This is a genomic window from Geothrix paludis, assembly GCF_022808815.1.
GTDB classification, from domain to species: Bacteria; Acidobacteriota; Holophagae; order Holophagales; family Holophagaceae; genus Geothrix; species Geothrix paludis.
Map to the genome: position 1 here is coordinate 552,645 of NZ_JAKZLC010000001.1, position 18,247 is coordinate 570,891.

General features: G+C 66.8%; 14 protein-coding genes and 3 tRNA genes. 5 read left to right on the forward strand and 12 right to left on the reverse strand.

The annotated features are described in order from the left end of the window. The 7 genes from MLE64_RS02565 to MLE64_RS02595 all read right to left on the reverse strand — a co-directional run bounded on the left by MLE64_RS02565 (nucleotide 1) and on the right by MLE64_RS02595 (nucleotide 8,466). Nucleotides 1–777, reverse strand: a complete 777-nt coding sequence (locus MLE64_RS02565; protein ID WP_243315517.1) for an MlaE family ABC transporter permease — start codon at nucleotides 775–777, stop codon at nucleotides 1–3. Between the two features lie 34 nt (nucleotides 778–811). Beyond that, entirely contained in the window at nucleotides 812–2,197 is a 1,386-nt protein-coding gene (gene glmU / locus MLE64_RS02570; protein WP_243315518.1) for a bifunctional UDP-N-acetylglucosamine diphosphorylase/glucosamine-1-phosphate N-acetyltransferase GlmU, read from the reverse strand. A gap of 37 nt (nucleotides 2,198–2,234) precedes the next feature. Further along, nucleotides 2,235–4,271, reverse strand: coding sequence for a PAS domain-containing protein (locus MLE64_RS02575; protein WP_243315520.1), 2,037 nt, complete (start codon nucleotides 4,269–4,271; stop codon nucleotides 2,235–2,237). Further along, nucleotides 4,226–4,930, reverse strand: coding sequence for an aminotransferase class IV (locus MLE64_RS02580; RefSeq protein WP_243315522.1), 705 nt, complete (start codon nucleotides 4,928–4,930; stop codon nucleotides 4,226–4,228). Before MLE64_RS02580 ends, MLE64_RS02575 begins: the two co-directional genes overlap by 46 nt. Next, nucleotides 4,927–6,075, reverse strand: coding sequence for a PdxA family dehydrogenase (locus MLE64_RS02585; protein ID WP_243315524.1), 1,149 nt, complete (start codon nucleotides 6,073–6,075; stop codon nucleotides 4,927–4,929). Before MLE64_RS02585 ends, MLE64_RS02580 begins: the two co-directional genes overlap by 4 nt. Before the next feature lie 27 nt (nucleotides 6,076–6,102). Further along, complete coding sequence (locus tag MLE64_RS02590; RefSeq protein WP_243315526.1) at nucleotides 6,103–6,585, reverse strand: LSm family protein; 483 nt, start codon at nucleotides 6,583–6,585, stop codon at nucleotides 6,103–6,105. A gap of 195 nt (nucleotides 6,586–6,780) precedes the next feature. Next, on the reverse strand, nucleotides 6,781–8,466 hold the full coding sequence (locus MLE64_RS02595) for a two-component system sensor histidine kinase NtrB (RefSeq protein ID WP_243315528.1): 1,686 nt from the start codon (nucleotides 8,464–8,466) through the stop codon (nucleotides 6,781–6,783). A 24-nt stretch (nucleotides 8,467–8,490) separates the two neighbouring features. Between MLE64_RS02595 and MLE64_RS02600 the strand changes: the two genes are divergently transcribed. The 4 genes from MLE64_RS02600 to amrB all read left to right on the forward strand — a co-directional run bounded on the left by MLE64_RS02600 (nucleotide 8,491) and on the right by amrB (nucleotide 10,584). Continuing rightward, nucleotides 8,491–8,925: a Fur family transcriptional regulator gene (locus MLE64_RS02600; RefSeq protein ID WP_243293660.1), complete on the forward strand. Its 435-nt coding sequence runs from the start codon at nucleotides 8,491–8,493 to the stop codon at nucleotides 8,923–8,925. Between the two features lie 36 nt (nucleotides 8,926–8,961). After that, nucleotides 8,962–9,036, forward strand: a tRNA-Gly gene (locus MLE64_RS02605). A gap of 61 nt (nucleotides 9,037–9,097) precedes the next feature. Then, nucleotides 9,098–9,172 (forward strand) — tRNA-Cys (locus MLE64_RS02610). Between the two features lie 260 nt (nucleotides 9,173–9,432). Further along, nucleotides 9,433–10,584 (forward strand): AmmeMemoRadiSam system protein B, encoded by a 1,152-nt coding sequence (gene amrB, locus MLE64_RS02615; RefSeq protein ID WP_243315537.1) that lies wholly within the window; start codon nucleotides 9,433–9,435, stop codon nucleotides 10,582–10,584. A gap of 10 nt (nucleotides 10,585–10,594) precedes the next feature. Here amrB and mnmA read toward each other — a convergent pair whose 3' ends face one another. The 4 genes from mnmA to MLE64_RS02635 all read right to left on the reverse strand — a co-directional run bounded on the left by mnmA (nucleotide 10,595) and on the right by MLE64_RS02635 (nucleotide 17,122). After that, nucleotides 10,595–11,719 (reverse strand): tRNA 2-thiouridine(34) synthase MnmA, encoded by a 1,125-nt coding sequence (gene mnmA, locus MLE64_RS02620; protein ID WP_279342906.1) that lies wholly within the window; start codon nucleotides 11,717–11,719, stop codon nucleotides 10,595–10,597. A gap of 43 nt (nucleotides 11,720–11,762) precedes the next feature. Next, nucleotides 11,763–13,709 carry an LTA synthase family protein gene (locus MLE64_RS02625; protein ID WP_243315541.1) on the reverse strand — a complete coding sequence of 649 codons (1,947 nt, stop codon included), beginning with the start codon at nucleotides 13,707–13,709 and terminating at the stop codon, nucleotides 11,763–11,765. A 133-nt stretch (nucleotides 13,710–13,842) separates the two neighbouring features. Further along, nucleotides 13,843–16,062: an LptF/LptG family permease gene (locus MLE64_RS02630; RefSeq protein WP_243315542.1), complete on the reverse strand. Its 2,220-nt coding sequence runs from the start codon at nucleotides 16,060–16,062 to the stop codon at nucleotides 13,843–13,845. Between the two features lie 73 nt (nucleotides 16,063–16,135). Then, nucleotides 16,136–17,122 (reverse strand): KpsF/GutQ family sugar-phosphate isomerase, encoded by a 987-nt coding sequence (locus tag MLE64_RS02635; RefSeq protein ID WP_243315544.1) that lies wholly within the window; start codon nucleotides 17,120–17,122, stop codon nucleotides 16,136–16,138. Nucleotides 17,123–17,265: 143 nt separating this feature from the next. Between MLE64_RS02635 and MLE64_RS02640 the strand changes: the two genes are divergently transcribed. Next, nucleotides 17,266–17,341 (forward strand) — tRNA-Ile (locus MLE64_RS02640). 43 nt (nucleotides 17,342–17,384) lie between these two features. Here MLE64_RS02640 and MLE64_RS02645 read toward each other — a convergent pair. Continuing rightward, entirely contained in the window at nucleotides 17,385–18,101 is a 717-nt protein-coding gene (locus tag MLE64_RS02645) for a FadR/GntR family transcriptional regulator (protein ID WP_243293666.1), read from the reverse strand. Between the last annotated feature and the right edge of the window lie 146 nt (nucleotides 18,102–18,247).

Below are 18,247 nucleotides of genomic sequence, written 5' to 3' on the forward strand. Positions count from 1 at the left end.
TCACACCAGCAAAAGCTTGGTGAGGAAAAAGTCGGAGATCAGGATCCACAGCGAGCTGGTCACCACGCTGCTGGTGGGCGCATTGCCCACGCCCTCGGCGCCGCCCTGGGTGCGATAGCCCCTCCAGCACCCGACGAGGGCGATGATCATGCCGAACACCAGGGCCTTGTAGAGCGCGATGCGGACGTCCCGGAACGCCAGCAGCTTGTAGAACTCGTGACTGTAGACGAAGGCGCTCTGGCCTTCCACGCCCACCAGGATCATGTAGCCGCCCCAGAATCCGACGTAGATGGAGATCACCGTCAGGAGGGGGACCACCACGATGGAGGCCAGGAACCGCGGCACGAAGAGGTAGTGGATGGGATCTGTCGCCAGGCACTCCAGCGCGTCGATCTGCTCCGTCACCTGCATGGTGCCCAGCTCTGCGGCCATGGCCGAGCCGATGCGGCCCGAGAGCATGAGGCCGGTGATGACCGGACCCAGCTCGCGGACAATGGCCAGGCCCTCCACCTGCGCGGCCAGGCCCTCGGCCTGGAACTGGCGGAAGCCGAAGGCCAGCTGCACCGCGAACACCATGCTCACGGCGACGCTCGTGAGGATCACGACCGGCAGGGAGTGGACGCCCACGGCCTGGAACTGGTTCAGCAGGTTCTTGCCGTCGAAGGGCCGCTTGAAGATGGCCACGAAGGTGCGGCCCGCCAGCGTGGCGAAGTCCCCGGCGGTATCGAGCGCGCTGAGGACGCTGGCACCGGTCTTATCGATGAAGGTCAGAACCATGGGGCTCCGGGGGCAAAGAACCAGCTTACCCGAGTCAGCCCTTCTTCTGCCGGGCACGGAGTTTCGACGCGCCGCCTTCTTTTTCCGTCTGCGCCGTCCGGCTCAGGGCCAGGGCATCCGCCGGCACGTCGCGGGTGATGGTGCTGCCCGCGCCGATGAGGGCGCCATCGCCGATGGTCACGGGAGCCACCAGCTGGGTGTCCGATCCCACGAACACGCGATCACCGATGACGGTCCGGTGCTTGTTCACCCCATCGTAGTTGCAGGTGATGACTCCCGCGCCGATGTTGGTGCCCTCGCCGATCTCCGTATCGCCGAGGTAGGCGAGGTGGTTGGCCTTGGCCCCGCGATGCAGCTTCGCCTTCTTGGTCTCCACGAAATTCCCGACGTGGACGTTCTCAGCCAGGTCCGTGCCCTCGCGCAGACGGGCGAAGGGCCCCAGCTTCGCCCCGGCGCCCACCAGGGCCTGCTCGATGACGCAGTAGGGCCGGACCTCCACGCCTTCGCCCAGCACGGAATCCAGGATCACGGTCCCTTGCCCGATGCGGCAGCCTTCGCCGACACGCACGGTCCCTTCCATGCGGACGCCGGGTTCCAGCAGGACGTCGCGCGAAAGGACCACCCGCGGACCCACCAGCGTGCTGTCGGGATGGAGGAAGGTCACGCCCTCGGCCATCCAGTGCCGCTGGATGCGCCGCTGGGCCGCGGCCTGAAGCGTGGCCTGATCCTGCCGCGAGTTCATGCCCGCCAGCTCCTCGGGATCGCAGACCTCCACGGCCACGGGGAGCTCCCGGGCCACGGCCGCCACGGCGTCCGTGAGGTAGTACTCCTTCTGGGCGTTGTGGTTGGTCAGACCCTGGAGGGCCTTCCTCAGGGCGGGCCAGGGGAGGGCGTAGGCGCCCCCGTTCACACGCTGCACCGCCAGCTGCTCCGGCGTGGCGTCCTTGGCCTCCACCATGGCCGCCAGGCGGCCGTCCGGATGCTGGATCACCCGGCCGTACGAGCCCGGAGTCTGCATGTCCATGGCCAGCAGCAGGGCCTCCGCGGAGCAGAGCCGCATCACCGTGGCAGGAGACGTGAGGGGGACATCGCCGCACAGGATGACCACCTTGGAGGCGCCGAGCCGGTCGAGATCGGGGATGCAGACCTGCAGGGCATGGCCGGTGCCCAGAGGTTCGCCCTGGTCCACGGCCGTGACGGGGCAGGTCAGCAGGCCGGCCTTCCGCCAGGCTTCGAGCGCGCCCAGGACCAGGTCCTTCCCGTGGTGGACCACCACGATCGCCCCGCCCAGGTCGGGAGGCAGTGTTCGCAGGGCCCAGAGGAGGGAAGGGTCGCCCAGGATCGGATGCAGGACCTTGGGAAACCGTGATTTCATGCGGGTTCCAAGCCCCGCCGCCAGGATCACCGCCACCGTCGACATGCTGCCTCCAGTCTCCAGCCTACAACAGCCGTCAGGTTCACTCGGTCGGGGCTCGCAGCAGCGCCAGCACGGACTTGGCGAAGGCCGCGGATTCGAAGGGCTTCTCCAGGAAGGCGATCCGACGCAGACCCAGGGAGCCGGGATCCATGGGCAGCGGCTGGCCCATGCCAATCACCAGACTCGGAATGGGCTGCTTCTGGAAGGCGCGGAGGGCCCGGTGGAAGCGTTCAAGCTTCGGGGTGCGCTCCAGGATCAGCGCGTCGGGCTGAGGCTGCCCCCGGCTTCCCCTCAGAAGGTGCGGCAGGTCCTCGAAGCTCTCCGATCGCCCTCCCAGAAGGTGGACGAGATCGGCCAGCGCGCTCCGGGCCAGGGGGTCGCTGTCCACGATCCAGAGCATCTGTCCGGCCAGCATGGGGCCATTCAGCGGGCGTGCCGGCGTGACGGCGGGAAGGTACACCCTCGGGCGGACTCCCGCCTGATGGTCCCGCTCCCGCTCCAGCTCCAGCATTCCCCCGGCCTCCAGCACGGATTCCCGCAGCCAGCCCAGGCCGAACAGCTCGCGAGACCAGCCTCCGGCTCCCCCCACGGTTTCCGCATGGAGCAACCCGAAGTCGTGGCCACCCAGGTCCGCGGCATCCAGCATCAGGACCAAATCCTCCCGGCCCGTGCGGTCGCGGGCATGGAGCAGCAGCTGGGTCGCGATGCGCTTCAGGGATTCCGGCGCCACGGCCAGCGAGAGGGGCGCGGCGCGGAGATCCAGGCTCCGGCCCGGAGGCAGGACCTTCCGGAGGCCGGGAAGCAGGCTTTCCAGCGCTGGCCGGCCTTCCACCTGACCGCGGGCGGACGGAGGTGGGTACAGCCGGCCGGCAGCCTCCTTCACCCGTCCGGCGGCTTCGCGGAGAACGCCGTCGGGAGCGTCGGCCAACAGGCGGTCCGAGGCTGCGGAGAGAGCCAGCAGGGCGTTCGCGCCGAGCCTGCGGCGATCCTCGTCGCCGCTGGCGCGGAGCGCGCCGCCGGCCTGCAAGGTCAACGCCCCCGCGGCGGAATGGGCGATCCACACCAGGCCCATGCCGCGATCGAAGGCCGTGGCTTCCAGCAGGACTTCGCTGAAGGTTCCGTCCTCGCTGACCTGGGTGGCCACCACGGAGGCGCTCCCGAATTGGAGGAGCTGGTCCCGGATGGCCTGCCAGACGGGCTGGTCGCCGCCCTGGAAGAGCGAGTCCATGACGTAGCCGCGCAGCTGATTGCGGGGCAGCCCCACCAACTGGCTGAAAGGGCCATTGGATTCGAGGACGCGGCCCTGGTCGTCCACCAGCCACATGGGCTGCCGGGGATCCAGTCCCAGGGCCAATCCGGGGAGTTCCGCAGGGCCCGATTTTTCGATCAGGGCCAGCGCCATGCGGAGCCCCTGGCCCCGTCCTTCCACCCAGGCTCCCTGCTCCCGCAGCCACTTCAGCTGCTGGAGGGCGACCAGGCCGAGAAGCAGCCCCGCGAGGATCGCCGATGGCCAGGAGAACCGCGGCGCGCCCGGCGGCAGCAGGAGCTGGGCCAGCGCCCCCGCGCCCAGGGTGGCGGCCCCCACCAGGGGCATCCGCAGCTCCAGCTGGCGTCCGTGGGTCCACCGGTAGGCCAGGTCTGAAAGAACCAGCCAGAGCAGGGCCTCGAAGGCCGCGCCGATCCAGAAGCGCACGACCTCCTGCCAGGGCAGGTGGAGCCTTGCAAGGAACAGGGCGAGGAAGAGGCTCGCTCCGCCGACTCCCACGGCCAGGCGCCTCACCCCCTGGACGCCCTCCCGCTGGGCCTGCAGGAAGAGGGTGAATCCGAACAGGGCGGCGCCGAGCTGGGCCGCCGGCAGGGGCAGGCCCGTGAGGAAGGCCCAAGGCTGGGCCAGCACCGCGAGGATCCCGCCCAGGAAGTAGCCGTAGCTGAGCCCCACGCGTCCCCTGCGGCGGAAGATCCAGAACCCCAGCCAGGGCGGAAGGGGCAGCAGGAGGGCGGAAATCAGGTCCGCGAAATCCATGGCGTGCATCAGAGGAGCGTAGCGGGCCAGAGACCGCGGAGGGCGTTCAGGCACCAGAGCTGCCCTCCAGCGCAATCTTCGAGGGTGATGGGCGCGCGCTGCACACGCCAGCCCCGCTCCCCCGTCCAGCGCGGGAGGTCCATGCGCTCCGCCACGCTGGCCACGCGACCTTCGACCGGCGGCAGAATCAAAGATTCCCCTCGCTCCAAGGCGACGGTGGCAATGGCGCTTTCGGCCAGGGTGCCGTCCGGCCACAGCAGCAGCGCATCCTCCGCGCCCTGCCGCCAGGCTTCGGAAAGCACCTGGGGCCGCCAGGGGCCGGAGAGCCCTTTGTGGAGCGCCAGGGGATCGGGCCGGAGGTCCCCCATGGGATGCGGCATGGGCGCGAGCCGGTATGGCGCCGCGGCCTGGGGCAGAGGCTCCAGCCGCGCATCCAGGAGGTTGAGGTCCAGGTGGAGTTCCAGCCGCAGCGCCGCCTCGGGAGCGGCATGGCGCTCCAGCCAGCGGCGGAGCTCCCCGGCGGCATCATCCAGCCACGCGGGAGATCGGCCCAGGGCGCCAGCCCCGGCCTGCAGGCGGTCCATATGGGCGTCCAGGTGCAGGGGCGATCCGTGGCGCACGGGTAGGGCGGTGCGGGGGACCGCGCCGGCATGTACGTCCACGCCAGACAGCGTGGCGCCCGGCCCGAATTCGGCTCGGAGGGCCGGGCTCAAGAGCCGACCACCTGGGCGGCCCAGGGCTCCTGGCGGGCCCGCCCGGCGAGCCGCACGCCCAGCGCGGCGGCTTCGAGGAAGTTCCTGGGATCCGCCATCCACTTTCCCGCCTTGTCGAAGGCGGTGCCGTGGTCGGGGCTCGTCCGGATGTAGGGCAGTCCCAAGGTGAGATTCACGGCCCGGGCGGGCTCCAGCAGCTTGATGGGGATGAGCCCCTGATCGTGGTACAGGGCCACCACGAGATCGAACTCGCCCGACACGGCGCGGTGGAACAGGCTGTCCGAAGGCAGGGGACCGGAAAACCGCGGTGCGGAAGCGGCGGCGGGATCCCTCGGGAACGGGCACGGAAGGTTGGCGAAGGGCCCCGCGGGACCCGCCTCGCGGAACACGGTCTCGGCCCGGTCGCGGGCTTCGGCCAGGAGGCCTTCCTCATCCCCGAAAGCGCCAGCCTCACCCGCATGCGGGTTGAGGGCGCAGAGGGCCACTCGGAGGTCCGGATTGCCCGTGAGGCGGATGAACTGCCCGGCCGAAAAGGCCAAGGTCTCAGCCACCGCTTCTGCGTCCAGGTCCTCCACCACGGAGCGCAGGCTCTGATGAACCGTGTGCAGCACGACAGACAGACGCGGGCTGACGAAGGCCATGCGGACGATGGGTGCGCCGGCCAACGTCTGCAGGAACTCGGTGTGGCCGGGGATGGGGTATCCGGCGAGGTGCGCGGCGGACTTGGCCATGGGCAGGGTCGTCAGGGCATCCACGCGGCCGGACAGGGCCATGCCCGCAGCCCACCGGATGGCTTCCACAGTGGCCCGGCCGGAGGCGGCGGAGCCGCGGCCCAGCTCCAGGCGATCCGCACGGATTTCAGGGGTGGGATCCAGCCAGAGGGCGGTGGCCGACCCGCTCGGATCGCCCACTTCGAGGCCGCAGGCCGTTCCCAGGAAACCTTCCGGAGCGGGGGCGGGGGCGTCCGTCCACTGCCAGAAGGCGCGCCTGCCTTCGGTGCCCTGGAGCAGGTCCACACCGGCACGGGAGCCCACCACCGTCACGTCGCCCCAGGAGCGCAGGGTCGGCAGCGACCTCAACAGCAGCTCGGGCCCGATGCCGCAGGGATCCCCCAACGTGATGGCGATGTGCGGTGGGCGGCTCATGGTGGTCCCCGTCGGGCGCTCCCATCCTTAGTCGTAGGCGGGGATCTCCACCTCCGCGTTCAGCAGCTCCTCCTTCTTGGTCGGGCGGCTGCGGCGGATCCGGGGTTCCTCCTCCTGCTTGTAGATGTACTTGATGTTGTGCTTGGGCACCAGGACATTGGGTTCCTTCACCCGGTTGATCTTCAGGCAGTGCTTGTCGTACCACTCGATGACGCCACGCACCTTCTCGTCGTCCTGGAGCACGATCACCATCGGCGTCTTGGACTGCATCTGCTTGAGGTAGTAGAAGCTCTCGGCGTTGGTCTGTTCGGGGGGCGCGATCTTGCGCCGGGGACTCCCCAGCCCCTGGGGCGCGGTGGCCGCCGCCGGATTGACGGCCGGATTCGGCTCTCCGCCCGCAGTGATGGGAGGCGGGACCGGCGTCATGACCTCCCCACCTCCCCCCTTGGCGGGGATGCCCAATTTATCCTTGAGTTCGGTGAGGTTCGGTCGGATGAGCTTCCGATTCATGGCAGATCCTGGCCCGGTGGGCGGTGCGGGGGGATGTCAAAGGCATTGGCGTGTGGCCATTCCCTCTCAAGCCTGGGCGGCGCCTGCGCGAAGGCAGGATCCAAAAGCCGTAGAGGGGATGAACCACTTTGGCAGGTGCCAAGTGGACCCTGCAAGGGTGTGTCTTGATTTAGATGACGGAAAGCTGCCGGAAGTTTACGCCGGATCCTCGTGCTGTGCCAATGGCTCTCCTTGGTGACACTCGGGTAGGAAAATCCGGACCCGGGTGCCCATGCCGGGGCGGCTCTGGACTTCGATGCGCCATCCCATGGCCTCAGTGAACTTGTAGACCAGGCTCATGCCCAGTCCCGACCCCTCCTCGAAGCTGCCGGAGAAAGGCACGAACAGGTGATCCAGCTGCTCAGGGGCCATGCCGCAGCCGTTGTCTTCCACCTCCAGCTGGACCTGCCCTCCGGAAACACTGGAGACGAGCCGGACCTGGGGCTGTGGGACGCCTCTGACCGCCTTGCGGGCGTTGCTCAGAAGGTTCATGAGCAACCGGTGCACCCCGACCGGGTCCGCCAGGATGAACGTCGGCACCGGCTCCGGCATGTCCAGGGGGAGCCCTTCGGTCCGGGGATCCATCTCCCAGCTCGCGCGGGCTTCTTCAAGTATCCGGCCGAGGGGGAGCACCTGGCCTGGGCCGGATTCGGGCCGGGCGAGATCGAGGAAGCCCGAGACGATGGCGCCCACCCGCTGGGATTCCCGGTCCAGGATGCCCAGCACGCGGGATCTGACGTCCTCCGGAGCCTCCGGCCGCCGCAGGAGCTGAACGCACCCGCTGATGGAGGCCAGCGGGTTCCGGAGCTCGTGGGCGAGGCCGGCCGCCAGCTGCCCGATGGATGCCAGCCGCTCGCTGATCCGCGTGCGTTCCTCGAGGGCCTTGATTTCCGTCAGGTCCTGGAACAGCAGCAGTTGGCCCGTTTCCTGGCCGTTGGGGGCCCGGAGGGAGGTCAGATGTCCACCCAGGATCTGGGGAGGACGACCTGCCACCGGAAGCGCCACCTCGAAGCGGTGCTGAGCTGGGAGGGGTGGCGCCAGGGGAAGCACCTCGTGGATGGGGAGGCCCAGGGGCACGGGATGGCCCAGGATGGCGGTCGCGGCGGGATTCGCCGACGTGATCCGTCCATCCAGATCCAGCGTGATGAGACCGGAGGACATGGACTCCACGACTCGGAAGTGCAGGGCCGACAGCTCGTCCACTGTGGCTTCGCTGGCGCTGAGGTCTGTGCGCAGGCGGTCGAGGTTGCGGCGGATGAGCACCACCACCAGGGTGGTGGCGAAGATCTGCAAGGAGGCGATGCCGAGCAGGAAGGGCAGGTGCGTTCCATCGGGATCCGTGGTTTCGCTCGACAGCCCGAACGCCGGGAGCAGGCCGAAGGTGAAGCCCAGCACCAGGAGGATGTGGGTGATGGAGGAAACAACACCCACCCAGACGATCTCCGTGGTTCCGAGGTAGAAGGCGGAGGCCAGCACGGGAAAGATGTAGAGGGTGGAGAACCGCTCATGGGCGACCCCCTGGTACGCGATGACCAGGGTGACCAGGGCCAAGTCCAGCACCAGGTTCCACCAGATCCAGGGCAGGGCGGGCGTTGGGAAGATCTGGTCCCGCGCGCGGAGGCCGAGGCTGGCCTCCCATATCGACTCGAGCAGCAGCAGCGCCAGGCAGGTCAGGTACAGATCCTCGCCCGCGCCCACGACGCGCCCCTCGGCGGGCAGGGCGAGATGCAGCACGAGCAAGCCGAAGCTGGCGTAGAGCCGGAAGGCGAGGGGAAGGAACGGCTGGCTGGCGTCCGGGGCGCCCAGCCGGCCCAATGTGCGCTGGAGCATAGGGTCCAGCATGCCCGAATCTGGCATCCTAGGACCATGCCCGACCCTGCCCCCGTTCCCTCGCCCTCCCTGCGCGCCGCCGGCATGCGGCAGACGCCTCAGCGCGAGGGAATCCTCCAGGTCCTCCGGAATTCGGATCGCCCGCTCACGGTGGAAGAGATCTGGGAGCGCATGCCGGAGCGCCGCTCGGGCCTGCCCACGGTGTACCGCAACCTCGAGCGCTTCGTTCAGGAGGGCTGGGCGGAGAGCATCATGGGTCCGGACCAGGTGATGCGCTTCGTCCGCTGCGACTCACGTCGGCACCACCACCACCTTCAATGCGAGCGATGCGGCCGCACGGTGGAAGTGGATGCGTGCGGTCTCGACGAATCGCTGATCGAGCTCGAGACCCTGTCGGGATTCCGCATCACCCGGCATCAGCTGATGCTGTTCGGACTCTGCCCCACCTGCCGGTCCGAAAAAGACCGTTGACCGTATCGCGCGCCATTGCTAGTCTTGATGTCTCACGCGGGTGTAACTCAGTGGTAGAGTGCAACCTTGCCAAGGTTGAAGTCGTGGGTTCAAATCCCATCACCCGCTCCACTCCACCCGGGCCGCGCAAGCGGCCCGGATCATGTCAGAAGCTTCATCGCACCAAACGCAAGGCGCCGTAGCCAAGTGGTAAGGCCCGGGACTGCAAATCCTGTATTCATCGGTTCGATTCCGATCGGCGCCTCCAGTTAGCCCCCGCAAGGGGGCTTTTTCGCGCCGGTCGGAATCGAAGTCGCGGATGGCGCGCAGGTAGGCCCCGCCGGGGGCGCCACTTGATGTGGCGTTCCCGGCGATCAGGGCTGTGCGCAGCCAGCCGCGCGGCGGGAACCGGATTCCGATCGGCGCCTCCAACCAGCCCCCGTAAGGGGGCTTTTTCATGCGCCGGCCGGAATCGAAGTCGCGGATGGCGCGGCATCGCCTGCTACGGTGGTTCCGGAGATTCCACCCATGAAACGCGTCGCGGCCCTCTTCTGCGCCTGTCTCCTCGCATGCCTGCCGGGCCTCGCCCAGGCTTCGCTCTCCACGCTTCCCGCCCCCCTTCCGCGGCCCACGGTGGAAGAGGTGAGGAAGGCCATGGGCATTCCCTCCCAGGGAGATCTCCGGGGACAACAGGACGCTGTGGGGTTCGCCTCGACATCGACGCAGATGGCCAAGGTGTGGGAACGGTCTGCCCTCCCGCCGGCACCGGAGACACTCGGCCCCATGCCTTCCCCGGGCGTGGCCGGCCTCATCTGCCCCCACGACGACTACCTCTATGCAGGCCGCGTGTACCGCCGGCTGGTCCCGCTGGTGAAGGCCAGAACCATCGTCCTGGTGGGGGTCTTCCATAAATACCGTCGCTTCGGCGCCAAGAACGCCCTGGTGTTCGATCCCTACCGTGCCTGGCGCTCTCCGGATGGCGAGATCCCTGTCTCAGGCCTGCGTGAGGACCTGCTGAAGCGGATCCCCGCCACGGACGTCATCCAGGACGCGGCCATGCAGGACAGCGAGCACTCGGTCGAAGCCATCGCCTACTGGCTGAAGCACCAGGACCCGGGCGTCGAGATCCTGCCCATCCTCCTGCCTTCGGCCTCCTTCGAGCGGCTCCACGAGCTGGCCTCGCACCTCGGCAGGGCCCTGGCGGAAAGCATGCGGACACGCGGCTGGGCGCTCGGCCGGGATCTGGCCATCGTCATCTCGTCCGACGGCATCCATTACGGCGAGGACTTCAAGTACACACCCCATGGCACCGGCGGCGTGCAGGCCTACATCGAGGCCGTGGAGCGCGACCGTCAGCTGCTTAAGGGACCCCTGGCCGGGTCGGTCACGTCGGCGAAGGCCCGGGCCTTCTACGAGGCGGTGGTCAACCCGCAGGATCCCGACCAGTACCGCATGCCCTGGTGCGGCCGGTTCTCCATCCCCTTCGGCCTTATGCTCCTGGATGAAACCGCCAGGGGCCTGGGGCGGCCCGCCCCGGTCGGGCATCCCGCGGCTTTCGGCACCTCCATCAGCTTTCCGCAGATCCAGGTCCGGGACCTGGGCTTGGGGGCGACCGCGGAAGCCAACCTCTACCACTTCGTGAGCTACCCGGGTGTGGCCTATACCCTGGGCGGACGGTGACCCTTCCGCCTCACTCCGGCTGGGCGCTGATCCAGCCACCGCCCAGCACGTCCCCGTCCCGGTAGAAGACCACGGCCTGGCCCGGCGCGATGGCCCTCTGGGGCTCGTCGAACACGACCTTCATCCGGCCATCCGGCAGGGGGATCACAAGCGCATCAGCCTCGGGAGCCCGGCTGCGGATGCGCGCCTGGCAGACCAGGGGGCCTCGGGGCGGGGCATCCACCCAGCTCAGCTCATGGGCCACCAACGCCGGGCTGAAGAGCTCGGACTCGCCGCCCACCCAGACGGTGTTCGTGGCGGGCTCCACCCGGACCACGTACAGGGGCTCGGCGAAGGCGATCCCCAGACCCCGTCGCTGACCCACCGTATGCCGCCAGTACCCGTGATGCCGGCCAAGGACCCGGCCGTCGAGGTGGCGGATATCCCCATCTCCCAGGCCCGGGTCACGCCCCTCAGCTTCCAGGAAGGCATCGTAGCGATCCTGGGTGACGAAACAGATCTCCTGGCTCTCAGCCTTCTCCGCCAGATGTAGACCCATTTCAGCACCTAGGCTCCGAACTTCAGGCTTGGTCAGGTGGGCCAAGGGGAACAAGGTCCGCGCGAGGGTGCCCTGGGTGTGATTGAAGAGGAAGTAACTTTGATCCTTGGCCGGGTCGGAAGCCTTCCGCAGGTGCCAGCGGCCATCCTCAAGCCGGATGGTCCCGTAGTGCCCTGTGGCGACGAACGGAGCGCCCAGCGAATCGGCTCGCTCCATCAGCGCAGAGAACTTGAGGTATTGATTGCAACGAATGCAAGGGCTGGGTGTTTCCCCATCCAGATAGCTCTGGATGAAGCCTTCGATAACCGTATCCCTGAACCGGGCCTCGAAATCCATCACGTAGTGGGCGAATCCCATTTCGAAGGCCACTCGGCGCGCATCCTGGAAGTCGTCGAGCGTACAGCATTTCCCATCTGAACTTTGAGCGGTCTTCTTGTCGAAGAGTTGCATGGAAATGCCGATGACCTCGTAGCCGCTCCGATGGAGCAGGGCGGCCATGACCGAGCTGTCGACCCCCCCGGACATGGCCGCAAGAACCCTGTCCCCAGGCCTGAGCGAGGGGTGTTCTCTGAGGGCGGCTTGAGCGCGTGAAAGCAGTGAGCTCACGATTCAGGTCCCGGGGCTGGCATGGAGATCGTAATCAATTGTAATTCTTGGATTTGAAGAGTTCGTAGGCGGTCTGGTAGTAGGCCACGGTGAGGTCGTCGTGGCCCTTCTCCGGAGGTGCGGGGAGGTACTTGTCCTTCTCGAAGTCATAGACCTTAGACACCCTGCTGCCATGCAGGCCGAGGACGGTGAGGAGACCGTCCTTCATCAGGGCCACGTGGTCGTTGTGATTGAACAGCAGGACCCGGCCCGACTCGGGCGTGTTCAGCACATCCTGGCCGAACCAGGGCGCCGTGTAGGGCAGGCCGAGCAGGCCCATCAGGGTGGGGGCCAGGTCGATCTGGGACATGAGGCCATCCGAGCGCTTGGGGGATAGATGGGCCGGCGAGTAGAACATCAGCGGGATCTCGTAGGTCCGGAGCGGGATCTCCTGACGGCCGTAGACCCTGGCGCCGTGATCGGCCACCACGATGAAGAGCGTGTCCTTGAACCACGAGTGCTTTTCCGCTTCTCGGAGGAACTGCCCCTGGGCGAAGTCGGCGTAGCGCACGCCGGACTCCCGGCCTCCTCCCGAGGCCTTCACGCCGATGGCTTCCAGGCCGGGACGGAAGGTGAAGGGCTTGTGGTTGGAGGTATTCATGATGTGGATGAAGAATGGACCGCCCTTGGCCGACTGTTGGTCCGCGTAGGACAGGGCCATATCGAACAGGTCCTCGTCCGAGACCCCCCAGATGTTCTCGAATCGGGGTTTAGTCTTCAGGCTGGTCCGGTCGAGGACGTCGTAGCCGTTGCTCTGGAAGAACGCATTCATGTTGTCGAAGTAGCCGTAGCCGCCATACAGGAAGGCGGTCTGATAGCCCTGGGCCCGGAGGACGGATCCGAGGGTGGCCATGCCTTCGTTACCGGGCCGCCGGAGGATGGATTCGGTGGGAACCGGGGGCAGGGAGGTGGAAAGGGCCTCCAGGCCGCGGACCGTCCGGGTTCCCGTGGCGTACACGTGGCTGAACCAGAGCCCCTTCTGGGCGAAACGGTCGAACTCGGGCGTCCAGTCCCGGGACGAGCCGTACAGGCGGCTGAACTCGGCTCCGAAGGATTCGCTCGATACGAGGACGACGTTCAGCTTTTCCAGGCCGTCGGAGCGGGCCGGAAACTGGCGATCCAGGCGGCCTTCAGACAGCCGGGTGAAGGTCCCACCCCCCAAGGACAACTGGGTGGCGAGCTGCTTCAGGTTCTCGGCGCGGGGTCGGGTGGCGTAGTAGGCGTGATAGTCGATCTCGCTGGTCCGGAGCGCCCGGAAGAAGGTGGACAGGCCGTTCTCCGCCAGCTCGTTGGCCACCCGGTTCTGGGAGGCGGCGACCAGGGTAGCGGGAATCCAGGCGATGGCGACCGCCAGCGCGGCGCCATAGAGGGCCATGGCGTAGCTGCGCTTCTTGAGGTTCATGGGCGCGGACAGGGCCTTCGCCCAGTGGCTCCGCAGCCGCCAGGTGGCGATGGCGGCCAACACGGCGCACGCGAGGAGGATCTTGACGACCGGGTATTCCGACCAGATGTCCCCGGCCACTTCCGTCGGGTACATCAGGTAGTTCACCGAGACCAGGTTGAACCTCGAGTTGAACTCTTCGAAGAAGAAGAACTCGCAGGCCGCGAGGAAGAGCCCGCCCAGGACGTACAGGAAGGTGGCCGCGGTGGAAGCGATGGGCGCTCCCTTGCGGCCGGAGTCGGCCGGAGCCTTGAGCCACAGGTACAGGGCCAGCGGGAGGAGCACGTAGAGAGCCTGGACGGCATCGGAGACCAGTCCTGCCGGCAGGACCCAGAGCAAGGAGGCGACGGGCACCTGCGCCTCGCGACCCGACGTCAACCACAGGGCCACCCGGAGGAGCGATCCGAGGCCGAGGTACCAGGAGGCCAAGAGGAACAGCGGACGATACCTGGTGGCCAAGCTGTTGTCGGGGGAAGGGGGCGTCAGTCGGTCAGCGGTCAATTGAATTCCCAAGAAGCTTCCTTTCGAATTCAGCGGCAGAAAACAAGCACTCCGCTTGGAAAAGCGCGGAATGCATTTTCCCATTCTCTCATCCCCAGCGGTACTCCGTCCATGAGACCAGCTCTCAAGGACCTCAGGTCCGCAGCTTCGACACGCGGAGCAGGGCGCCGGCGCCCAGGAGAAGGTAGGGAGCCAGGAGCCCCCAATAGGCTGGCATTTCGGAGGCTCTGGCCGCACCGCCGAACAACGTCTGGAGGCCGAAGAAGACGAGCCCGCTGACCAGCCCGGCTCCGATGGCCTGGCCGCGTCCTCCACGGGGGCCCGGGAAGGTATAGGAGAGCATGGCCAGGACGAGCAGCGGCCCAGCCAGCCAGCCCAGGAGACGGCCCCACAGCAGATAGGAGCGCTCGGGATCCGGCGCCCACCGCTGCCATTGGATCAGGTCGAGGGTCGAGGCTTCAGCCGCGGAGGGGGCCGTCCGGAGGGCCCGATCCGGGAAGAGGTCCTGGGTGGCTGGACCGGCCACCAGATGGGATCCTCCCCAGGCCAGCGCCTCCGACCGTTCGGCGCCGGGCTGCCAGCGGAGGAGGATGGGAGCTTCTCCCGGAGCCTTCAAGGGGAATCCCCACCGGGCCTCCGGGGCCAGGTGCCACAGGACTCCCGTGGAGCCGAGGTACATCCACGGCGTGGATGAGGACGATCCACTGGGCCGCTGCAGGATCCGCTGATACAGGGCTCGGGCCTGGGTCCTGGCCAGCGGGGCCAGGCCCGCTTGGAGGAGGAAGGTGGCGAGGACCACCGCGCCCCAGGCGAAACGACTGGCCCAGATCCACTGGAGCAGGCTGACCCCGCCCGCACGGATGGCCAGCCATTCCCGGTTGAGGGCGGCTTCAGAGAGGGCGAGCATGCTGCCCAGGAGGAAAGAGATCGGGAACGCGACCTCCAGGAATGGCGGAAGATTCCAGATCCAGTATTTAATGAAAACAAACAGATGGATGTTGTTCTTCGACAGGTCTCCCGCGAGGTTGGAGAACTCGATGAGGAGGTCCAGCGCCAGGAGGCTGCCCAGGGTCATGCCCCAATTGCGCCACCAGGCCAGGGTGGACCAGTGCCGGAAAATGCCGCGCCGCGTCCCCTGACCATGGATCCAGCAGAGAACCGAAGCCTTGGTGGCCGACCAATGCGAATGCAAGGGGGTCAGGTGCAGGGCGCGAGCCAATGGACGAAGCCAACGAGAGAGGGTGCCCCGACGGGTCCGGTGAGGTGAAAGCCGATGGGTGAGGATCAGCCAGCCGGCTCCAAGAAAGAGGATGGGAAGCAAAAGGGTTGGATATATCGATTTAACTTTTCCGCTCAAAATCGTGTTTTCAAAATATTTCATCAACAAGTAGTAGGCGAGGATCACACCCAGGCTCTTGATGACGGCCCCGCCGCGGTAGAACCTCGGATGGCTGAAGCCCAAGGCGATGCCCATGAGCAGCAGGGCGATGCCGGCCACCGGGAGGGTGAGCCTACGGCTGAGCTCCAGGGCCGATTGCTGGCGCTGGGCGTCCGGAACCGCCGGGTCCCGGTAGATCTGCATCAGGGCCCGGGAGGACTCGTACCTCAGTGGGACCGGAGCGAGAAGGCGGGGGCCTGAGGGTATGGCGAACCGGAGGATCTGCTGTTCCTGCCTCAGATGGATGACGCTGCCATCCCCGGACGACTGGAACAGCACGCCCTGGAGATCCGACAGATGGAGTCGGATCTCCGAATTTCCCGACAGGGTGTTCTCCAGCGCGTAGGTCATCCGGGAGGCGGTCATGTGCTGGGTGCCCTGGGGCGTTGATTCCATCAGATGGATCTGGCCGTTCTCAGCGACCCAAAAGGCGGTGTCCGGGGAACCCGGGGGATGCCACGGCGGACTCCCGGGGCGAAGGAATCTGGCTTTGGCCTCCTCGGACATCTTTTGGCGCAGGGTCTGCTGGAGGCCCGCCGATGCCGGCACCAGGAAGTGGGCATTGAAGGAGGCCAGAAACAGAAGGCCGCAGGCCATGATCAGCCAGGGGAAGGACCAGGTCCGGCGTCCCGCGCCGAGCCCTTGAGCCGCGACCAGTTCAGATCCCTCCATCATCTGCTGCGTTCCCAGCAGGCCTCCGAGCACGGCCGCCATGGGGAGGACCATGGAAAAGGTTTCCGGAAGGGACAGAAGGAGAAGGGGGAACATCCACCGCAGGGGGGCACCCTGGGAAAAGATCTCCCGCGAGATGGCGATCATCTCCCACGAGACCAGGAGGAACCCGTAGAAGAAGAGCGCCCCCAAGAAAGGGGTCGTCCAGCGGCGGAGGATGTATCGGGTCAGAACGGAGGGCACTCGAGGTCCAGATTTAACTTTCGATAATGTATATTATGTAACCTTAAACCAAACTGAAAACCGGAGCTGGCACTCACAAGACCTTTGCTGCCAGAAGGTCATGGATGTGGATGAGGCCGACGGGGCGATCCGGCTTCCCCACCATGAGGAAGGTGATCTTCCGGGCCTCCATGTCACTGGCGGCTTCCAGGGCCAGGGCGTCCTCCCCGATCATCGCGGGAGTTTGGGTCATCATCTGCTGGGCCTGGAGGTCGAGCGGATTCCTTCCTTCGCGTTCCGCACCTTCCAGGGCGCGTCGGATATCCCCATCGGTGATGACGCCCAAGAGCTTCGGGCCCTCCATCACGCTGGTCATTCCCAGCCGTCCTCCCGTCATGGCCCGCAGCACCTCGGTCAATCCGGACGAGGCCGGGACCATGGGCCAGGTTGTGTGCATCAAGGCCTTCACTTTCATGAGCTTCGCTCCCAGACTTCCAGCGGGATGATTCAAGGCGAAGCTGTCCCGGGTGAATCCCCGGCGGGACATGAGGCTGGCGGCCAGGAGGTCTCCCCAGATCAGCTGGAGGGTCGTGCTGGCCATGGGGGCCAAGTCGAGGGGGCAGCCCTCGCCCTGAGGGAGCCGGTAGCTGAAGGTCCAATGGGCCGCCTGCCCCAGGCTGCTTTCGGGACGGGCGGTGATGGCCGCCAGCGGGGTGCCCAGGCGGACGAGGCTCGGCAGCAACCGGACGAGCTCCTCGCTCTCTCCGCTGTTGGACAGGGCCAGCACGGAATCCTCTCGGGTCACCATCCCGAGATCTCCGTGCAGGGCTTCGGCTGGATGCAGGAACAGGCTCGGGCATCCCGTGGAGGCCAGGGTGGCGGCCACCTTCTGGGCGACGAGCCCAGACTTGCCCATGCCGGTGAGCACCACCCGGCCAGAGCGGGACAACACGCTGCCGCACCAGTCATCCACCTGGGCTGGATCCCAAGTATCCCGCAGTTCCTTGAGGGCGGCCTGAGCGGCCTCAAGCACCGCCTGTCCGGCTTCCAGGGCCCCTGTGGCGTGATTCTGGTCCTTCACGGTTCCGGCTCCGATGGCGTGGTGAACAAAGGGTTCATGCTACCAGCCCATTCTCCATCCTCATCCCCCGCCCTGGCCCGTGCCCTTTCCCTTCTCGGTCCGCGCCGCCGGTGGCTTGTCTCCACGTTTGCTACACTGGCCCCGGCCCTGTAGCTCAGCGGTCAGAGCTGGCGGCTCATAACCGCTTGGTCGTGGGTTCGAACCCCACCGGGGCCACCATCTGCGCGCGCCGCCCTCGCGGCTCGCGCAGGCGCCGCCGGGCTCAGACGATCCACTTCCGCAGTTCGCCTTCCGCGAAGTTCAAGTGCGCCAGCATGGCTTCGGAGGCCTTCTGGGGCGAGCCGGAACGGATGGCCTGCAGGATCTCCGAGTGCTGGTCGATGATCCTTTGCGCGTTCTGGACGTTGTCCTGGTACAGCTGGCGACGCGCCACGGAGTTGGCCTTGGCGAACTCCTCCGACACCGTCTTGAAGAGCTTGGTCAGGAGGCTGTTGTGAGTGGCCTCTGCCACCGCGTAGTGGAAGGCGGCGTCGAACTCCTCGCCCTTCTCCGAATCCTGGAGGTTGAGCCGCTCCCGCATGTTCGCCAGCATGGACTCGATCTGATCGAGCTCTTCGAAGGTGGCCCGCTGGGCGGCCAGGCTGGCCGTGGCGGTCTCGAAGATCCGGCGCATCTCGAACATGTCGAGGAGCGAGTTGCGCTCCACCGCCAGGAACATGGCCAGAGGACGGATGATGTCGTCGGTCTCGGTGCCCCGGACGAAGGTGCCCTCGCCAGGCCGGATGTCGATGATGCCGAGCATCTCCAGCGTCCGGATGGCCTCGCGCACGGAGGCCCGGCTGACCTGGAACCGGTCGGCGAGGTCCCGCTCGGCGAGCAGCTTGTCGCCAGGCTTCAGCTTCCCCTCGGCGATGAGGTGCTTGATCTGGTCCACGATCTCTTCGTAGAGGCGTTTGGTCTTGATCGGGGTAAGTTCCATACTCTTAACATCCTAAGTGACGAAAAGCGAATGAGATGCGAAATGTGATCAAAAACCGGGTTCTTGCGTATGGTCTGACCACTAGACCCATTGTAGGCTTCTGCCAGGCTCTTTTCCAAAACTCTACCTTTTCATCTCCTACCCCC